Genomic DNA, 6,566 nt, shown 5'->3' on the forward strand with positions numbered 1-6,566 from the left:
GACCGGTTCGAGCCCGAGGAGCAGACGCTCGCCGTGGAACTGGCCGAGCGGGCCGCCGTCGGCATCGACAACGCCCGCCGTTACACCAGCCAGCACGCGGCAGCCCTGGTACTGCAGCGCAGCCTGCTGCCACAGCACCTGCCCCAGCAGAGCGCGCTCGACATCGCGTACCGCTACCTGCCCGCCGACAGCCGCGTGGGCGTGGGCGGCGACTGGTTCGACGTGATCCCGCTGTCCGGGGCCAGAGTGGGCCTCACCGTCGGCGACGTGGTGGGGCATGGCGTGCACGCGGCCGCGACCATGGGCCGACTGCGCGCCACCGTCCGGACCCTGGCCCTGCTGGACCTGGATCCGGCCGAGCTGCTCACCCGGCTGGACGGCCTGGTCGCGCAGGACTCGGAACCCCACGCGGATGACGGACTGAGCGATGAGGCGCTCGGAGTGACCTGCCTGTATGCGATCTACGACCCGGTCAGCGGCCGGTGCGTGTGGGCCAGCGCCGGCCATCCCCCGCCGATCGTGGCCGATGAGAGCGGCTCGGTGGCCGTGTCCGCGCTGACGCCGGGACCGCCACTGGGGCTGGACGGCCTGCCCTACGAGAACGTCGAGCTGAACTTGTCCAGCGCCAGTGTCATGGCGCTCTTCACCGACGGCGTGGTGGAGGACCGGCGCACCGACATCGACAGCGGAATCGACCGTCTGGCCCATGTGCTCACCCGGCAGCCATGCCCACTGGAGGAACTCTGTGACCAGGCACTGTCGACCCTGCCGCCCGGACCACAGGCGGACGATGCCACGCTGCTGCTCGTCCGCACCCGACGGCTCGGCGCCGACCGGGTGACGGACCTGGAGCTGCCGCCCGACCCGGCCATGGTGGCTCGCGCCCGCACAGTCACCGAGCACCAATTGGGGATCTGGGGCCTGTCCGAACTGGCGTTCACCGCCGAGCTCGTGGTGAGTGAGCTGGTCACCAACGCCATGCGGTACGCCACCGGGCCGGTCATGCTGCGGCTGATCCGGGAACGCTGCCTGCTGTGCGAAGTCTCCGACAACGCGCACACCGCACCTCACGTGCGCCGAGCACGTCGGGACGACGAGGGAGGCCGCGGCCTGTTCCTCGTCGCCCAGGTGTCCCAGCGCTGGGGCACGCGGTACACCGCGTCCGGGAAGACCATCTGGGCCGAGCTGGCCACGTGCGAGGCCGTCCAAGACGCCGGCAGCGAGAATCCTCGTGGTCAGCCTGCCGCGGGCCGGTCAATGACGTGATCGTCGGGTTCCTCCGATCTTCGTCTGCGTCCGCCTCGGTCATCAGCGCGGTGAACACCCGCTCCCGGATACCGTCGACAGCCCCTCGCCCGCCGGTTCCGACACGCCTTGGCATCGCGGTACGGACAGCGACACCCGGCCTCGACGCTCCCCTTGCCCCCGCCGTCGGCATGGTCTTCCCCGAGAGAGGGACGTCCGGCCCGCTCAGGTCCGCGGAGCGCGGGTGCACGGCCTAGGTGTCCCGGCGCCGGTCCCGTATCTCGGGGCGTTGCTGGAAGCCGGCCGACCTGTAGGTGGCGACGGCACCGGCGTCGGAGCTCGGGGTGCAGACGATCGCACTTGACGAGCCCGGCTCCTGGAGTGCGGCCGCCGCGGCTACGGTGATCGCCCTGCCGTAGCCGCGAGCGCGGTGTTCGCGGTCCACGCCCATCGGCTCGAGCAGTCCGGGCCTCCCCGGACCGGCCGACCACACCGTCACCGCGGCCACCGCGTTGCCCCGGTCGTCGCAGGCGACCGGGCACCGGGCGTCGGCGTACGGCAATCCGGCGGCCATCGCGTGCCGGCGCTCGCCCGTGAACGTCGACCTGTCGAACGCCGCCCGCTGCACGGCGCTGCGCACGCGCGCCCGCTGCGGCCCGATCACCTCGATCCGCACGCCTGGGGCCTGCGCCCGCTCCGTGAGGTCGCGGCGCAGCGGGGTCCACGGGTCATCGGTGTCCCAGCCGTTCCCGCACAGCAGATCCCGGACCAGCGCGCCCGTCGGTGCCTCGATGTTCGCCTTGCCCTCCATCAGAACCCCGCGCTCCGGCTCGGGCACGTCCTCGACCAGCTGGTGCGCCGGCTCCTCGTCCCGCTGAACATCCGGTGCGATCGCCAGCCGCAGCAGCTCGGGACCGTCCAGCAGCCCGACGGCGAGATTCCGTCCGTCCCGGCTCCACCCATTTCGATCGCCATACCCCCGATCACACACCACCGCGCCGACGGCCCGCACGCGGTTCCCGGCGCGCGGGCATGGAGCGGCTGCCACGAATGCTGCGACAAGCTGTGCCGAAACAGGGCCTGTACCCGCCGGTCCTCGCGGCTCCGTCGGCCCGAACGGTGTGGCATGACGGCCAGCGTCCGCCCGGCCGGCGGGGAATCAGCTCGCGTACTGCCAGGGACAGTTGTCTTCCGTGGGTCCATTCACCACGGCCGTGCGGCTGCATGTGATGCCGCTCGACCGTGCGACCGGGACGGCGGGCACAGGTCAGAGGCCGCCTGCGTTGAGCAGCCGGTTGGGAGTGTCGGAGCGGACGCCGTGCACGACACCGGGGGTGGCCGTGTGGTCGAGCCAGACGTGGACCTCCTTGGCCGTGGCGTGGGGGTGTGCCGACAGGTACAGCGCGATCACGCCGGTCGCATGCGGCGCCGCCCAGGACGTCGCGCCGTCGTTCTCCGTGGTCGTACCGCCGCCGGCGAGGGCGGCGGTCACCTTCTGGCCGGGGGCGTACAGGTCCACGCACCGTCCGTAGCCCGATCCATAGGAGCCGCCGTCGCTCCACGCCCGGTCTTTCGAGGTGGAGGCCGCCACGACGATCGTGCCGGGAACGCCGGCCGGGGAGTGCTTGCACGCGTCGTCATGGAAGTTTCCGGCCGACACCACCGTCGGGATCCCCGCGTCGACCATCTTCTTCACGGCGGACTCCAAAGCCGCCGACCGGTGGTCGAGGTTGAGCGACATGTTCACCACCGCGGGTTTCTGCGCGTGCGCGGTGACCCACTTGACCGACTTCACCAACGCCGCCTCGGCCGCCTCCGGGGAGCCACCGCCCTCGCTCTCGCACAGGATGCCCTGGACCCGTACGAGCTCCGCCTTGGGCGCCACCCCGTACCTCGCCCCGCCGATGATGCCCGCGACGAACGTGCCGTGGCCGGTTCCCGCCTCGCTGAAGCAGTCACCGGAGTCCTTCGGGCCCACGAAGTCGGCGCCGAGGTGGGCGCGTCCGCCGAACTCCTTGTGGGCGATGTCCATCCCGGTGTCGATCACGTAGACGTGGACGCCCTTGCCGGTGGCGGTGGTGGTGAACTTCCCGTTCAGCGGCCGCGACCGCTGGTCCAGAATGTCCAGGTTCCACGGCACGTGCCGGGTGATGGGCGACACCCCGGTCCCCGCGGTCCCGGACAGCTTCTCCACGGCGCCGGGAGAGGTCGGTGCCGAGCCGGACGACGCCCCGTCCCCGGAGCGCGCCACGGACCCCTTCCCGTGCGTGGGGAGCTTCCCGCCGCTCCCCCCGGCCGCAGCGCCGGCTTCCCCGCCGCAGGCCGAGGCCCCGAGCACCGTCGCCATGGCCACAACGATGAGACCGGCCTTCGTCACGTTCCGCGTCACAGCGTCCACCACACCCCCGCTTCGTTCACAGTCAGCGCACAAGACGACCACAGGGGGCGGGCGGTTCCAGCGAGGCGTGCGGGTGGGTCGGCCGGCTGGGTGCGGCGGGAGGCGGGGCCGACGTGGCGGTGGGGAGCCGGCTGTGAGTCGTCGCGACGGCGGGGCAGGTGCTGATGACCTCGGTCGTGGCGCAGCCGGCACCTCGCGTGGCGCGACACCGGGACGGCCCCGCGGGCGCTACGCGTAGTGGCGCAGTTCGGGCCAGATCGCGCCCCAGGGGCGGCGGGGACCCGTGCAGATGTAGACGTGGCCGCCCCATTCGATGTTGTGCACGCCGCCCGGGTTGGAGAGGGTGGCGGCTACGCGGACGTGCCGGAAGTACCGGCGCAGGTGGGCGGCGTACCCGGGGGCGTAGTCGGGGCCGGGGGCGACGGCCACCACGGTCGTGGCGTGCGGGTTGCCGGGGCCCCACCACCAGTCGGTGTTCTGGGCGCCCGCGGCGGTGGGCAGTCCGGCGCCGCGGCCCAGCTCGTCGATGGCGCCGGCCTCGCCGTAGTCCGCAGCGAAGATCACCGCGTTCGCGCGCTGCCCGGCCGGAAGCCGGGTCCATACCCGCCGCACGGTGCCCACCAGTTGCGGCCAGCCCAGGGTCTCCCCGGAATTCGGGCTGGTGCCGTACGTCCAGGCCACGTCAGAAGGCGGCAGCACCGGCAGCACGATCACGGCGGACAGTGCGGCCGAGACGGCGGTTCCGATCAGCAGGCCGCGCAGCCGGTCCGGGCGTGAGCGCAGCCACTCGTCGAGCCCCACCGCGCCGGACGCAAGCAAGCACACGTACAGCCCGCCCAGGTAGTACACCTGCGCTCCGGTCGTCACCGCGAACAGTACGAACAGCACGGCGTACGCGGTCACCAGGCAGCGCCACAGCGGCCGGCCGGACCGCCACAGGAACCGCAGGCCCGCCACCCACAGCACCGTCATCGCCAGACAGGACATGCCGAACTGCCCAACGATCCAGGTGGAGATGTTCCCCGCGCCTCCGTGCTCCCCGTTCAGCGCCCGCGTCATCGCGAACATGGCCCAGCCGTGCCGCGCCTGCCACCACAGGTCGGGCAGCACGGACAGCACGGCGATCACCGCGCCCGCGAGCAGACGTCGGTCGGCTGCGGTCCGCCGGGCCGGGCCTAGCAGCACCGCGGCCAGCAGGACGGTCCCGAAGATCGCCGCCAGGTGGTTGAACGCAGAGCCGAGGCCGACCAGCGCTCCGGCGGCGAGCCACCACCGCGTGTCGCCGGTGCGGCCGATGCGCACGACCACGAACGCGATCGCCGCCCATGCCAGCACTTCGTACGACGTCGTATTGGCGACGTGCCCGCTGCCCAGCAGCACGGGCATGGTGCCCGTCGCAACCGCCGCGAGCAGCTGCGCCCGCCGCGCGCCGCCGAACTCCCGCGCGGTCAGCCCTCCCACGACCACCGTGCCCGCCGCGGCCAGCGCGGCCCACAGCCGCAGGCCCGCAGCCGAGACCCCGAACAGCGACAGCGAGACGCGGGCCAGCACCGGCGCCAGGGCCGGCTGGTCCACATAACTCGCCTGGAGGTGCCGGGCGCAGTCGAGGAAGTACAGCTCGTCGCGGTGGAAGCCGTAGCGCAGGGACAGTGCCATCAGCACGGCCAGGACCACCCCCGCGACGGCGAACACCCGCCGGTCCAGCGGTGCGATCCGCCCGTCGTCCTCCCCGTCCTCGTCCGCACACCCCACGTCCGCAACGTCCGTCACGTCCGCCATGCCCGCCACCCCCGGTCCTCGGACCCGTCGGCCGCACCGTCCGCGCGGCCCGGGCGCCCCCCGCGCGGCCCGGCCCCGGCGCCCCCCGCCCGATCCCCCCCCGCCCCGCGCGCGGGCGCCCCCCCGCCCCCGGGCCGGGGCGCCCCCGGGCGCGCGCGGCCCCGGGCCGCCCGTACCTTACGCACCCGTTCCGCGCGTGGTGAAGCGCCTCCGGCCGAGGCTTGCGGGTGCGCCCGGATCTCCGCAGGCGGCGCCCCTGAGCCCCGGCCCGGCACCAAGCGCCCCGCCACCCACTGCCGTAGGCTCCGCCGTTCCTCGCCCGGGGGTCCCCGCCACTCGGCATCGCTACGATCGCGGTACCGGGCGATCACGGGAGGCCCGCCCGCCGGGCTCCCGGCTGCGGCCAGCACTTCTCGGAAGATGCCAGGAGAGACGATATGCCGGACCAGTACCACCTCGCGTTCGCGCGCTGGCTGGTACGCCTGCACGACGACGTCGAGGTGGACTTCGACCCCTTCGCCCGGGATCCCGCGGTCGGCGAGTGGCTGTTCTCGCTCTTTTGTGCCAACGGAGAGACGACCACCGATCACCTCGCCCCTCACGTGATGGCACGCCGTACCCTGCTGGCGGAATCCGCGGTCGCCTCGCTGATGCGCGACATCCGCGCCGCCGGGCATCCACCGTCCAGCATCGTCATCGACGTCATGGCCCCTGACTCCCAGTTCACCCTGGGCAAGGTCTCCGTGGAGGGCACCCACATCCAGTCGGTCGACGCGCAGGGCGTCCTCGCCGGGGCCGCCGACGGCGTCCAGACCCGTCTGGCCGACCCGGGCCGGACCGTGTGGCCCACCTGCTCGGCCCACGGACTCGGTGTCCATCCCTCGGTCAACTCGGTGCGGGCCGAGTGGGTTTGCTCTGCCGGACACGTTCTGCGCCCCATCCGGCGGGACTCGGCCTGACGACCCGGGGCAACGGGCGGTCGGCCCGGCACCGTACCCCGCACACACGAAGTACGGCACCCCAGGTGTCCTGCGTCGCGGCCCCCCCGGGCCCCCATGGCCGGCGGGGGCCGCAACCACGCCCCGCACAAAAACCCAAGCCCCCCCCCGCCCCCCCTGGTGTGGGCGCCCCCCCCCACCCACAA

The 6,566-nt window shown here is 73.2% G+C and carries 5 protein-coding genes; 2 read left to right on the forward strand and 3 right to left on the reverse strand.

Annotated features, from left to right (window positions below; all coding sequences use genetic code 11):
* The coding region (locus ACFW2E_RS09635; RefSeq protein ID WP_384463971.1) for a SpoIIE family protein phosphatase at positions 1–1,266 on the forward strand (1,266 nt) is incomplete at its 5' end.
* 232 nt (positions 1,267–1,498) lie between these two features.
* Here the strand turns inward: ACFW2E_RS09635 and ACFW2E_RS09640 are convergent.
* From ACFW2E_RS09640 to ACFW2E_RS09650, 3 genes are all read right to left on the reverse strand, one after another.
* The gene (locus tag ACFW2E_RS09640) at positions 1,499–2,257 is read right to left on the reverse strand and encodes a GNAT family N-acetyltransferase (protein ID WP_384464030.1); all 759 of its coding nucleotides are present in this window, start codon (positions 2,255–2,257) and stop codon (positions 1,499–1,501) included.
* Positions 2,258–2,512: 255 nt separating this feature from the next.
* A complete protein-coding gene (locus ACFW2E_RS09645; protein WP_384463974.1) occupies positions 2,513–3,592 on the reverse strand; it encodes a S8 family peptidase in 1,080 nt (359 codons plus the stop codon).
* 279 nt (positions 3,593–3,871) lie between these two features.
* Entirely contained in the window at positions 3,872–5,422 is a 1,551-nt protein-coding gene (locus ACFW2E_RS09650; RefSeq protein WP_384463977.1) for an ArnT family glycosyltransferase, read from the reverse strand.
* A gap of 437 nt (positions 5,423–5,859) precedes the next feature.
* On the opposite strand from ACFW2E_RS09650, the gene ACFW2E_RS09655 reads away from it, so the two are divergent.
* Positions 5,860–6,381: a hypothetical protein gene (locus tag ACFW2E_RS09655; protein WP_384463980.1), complete on the forward strand. Its 522-nt coding sequence runs from the start codon at positions 5,860–5,862 to the stop codon at positions 6,379–6,381.
* The last annotated feature ends 185 nt before the right edge of the window (positions 6,382–6,566 follow it).

Source organism: Streptomyces sp. NPDC058964 (assembly GCF_042741275.1).
In the GTDB taxonomy this organism is placed as follows: Bacteria; Actinomycetota; Actinomycetes; order Streptomycetales; family Streptomycetaceae; genus Streptomyces.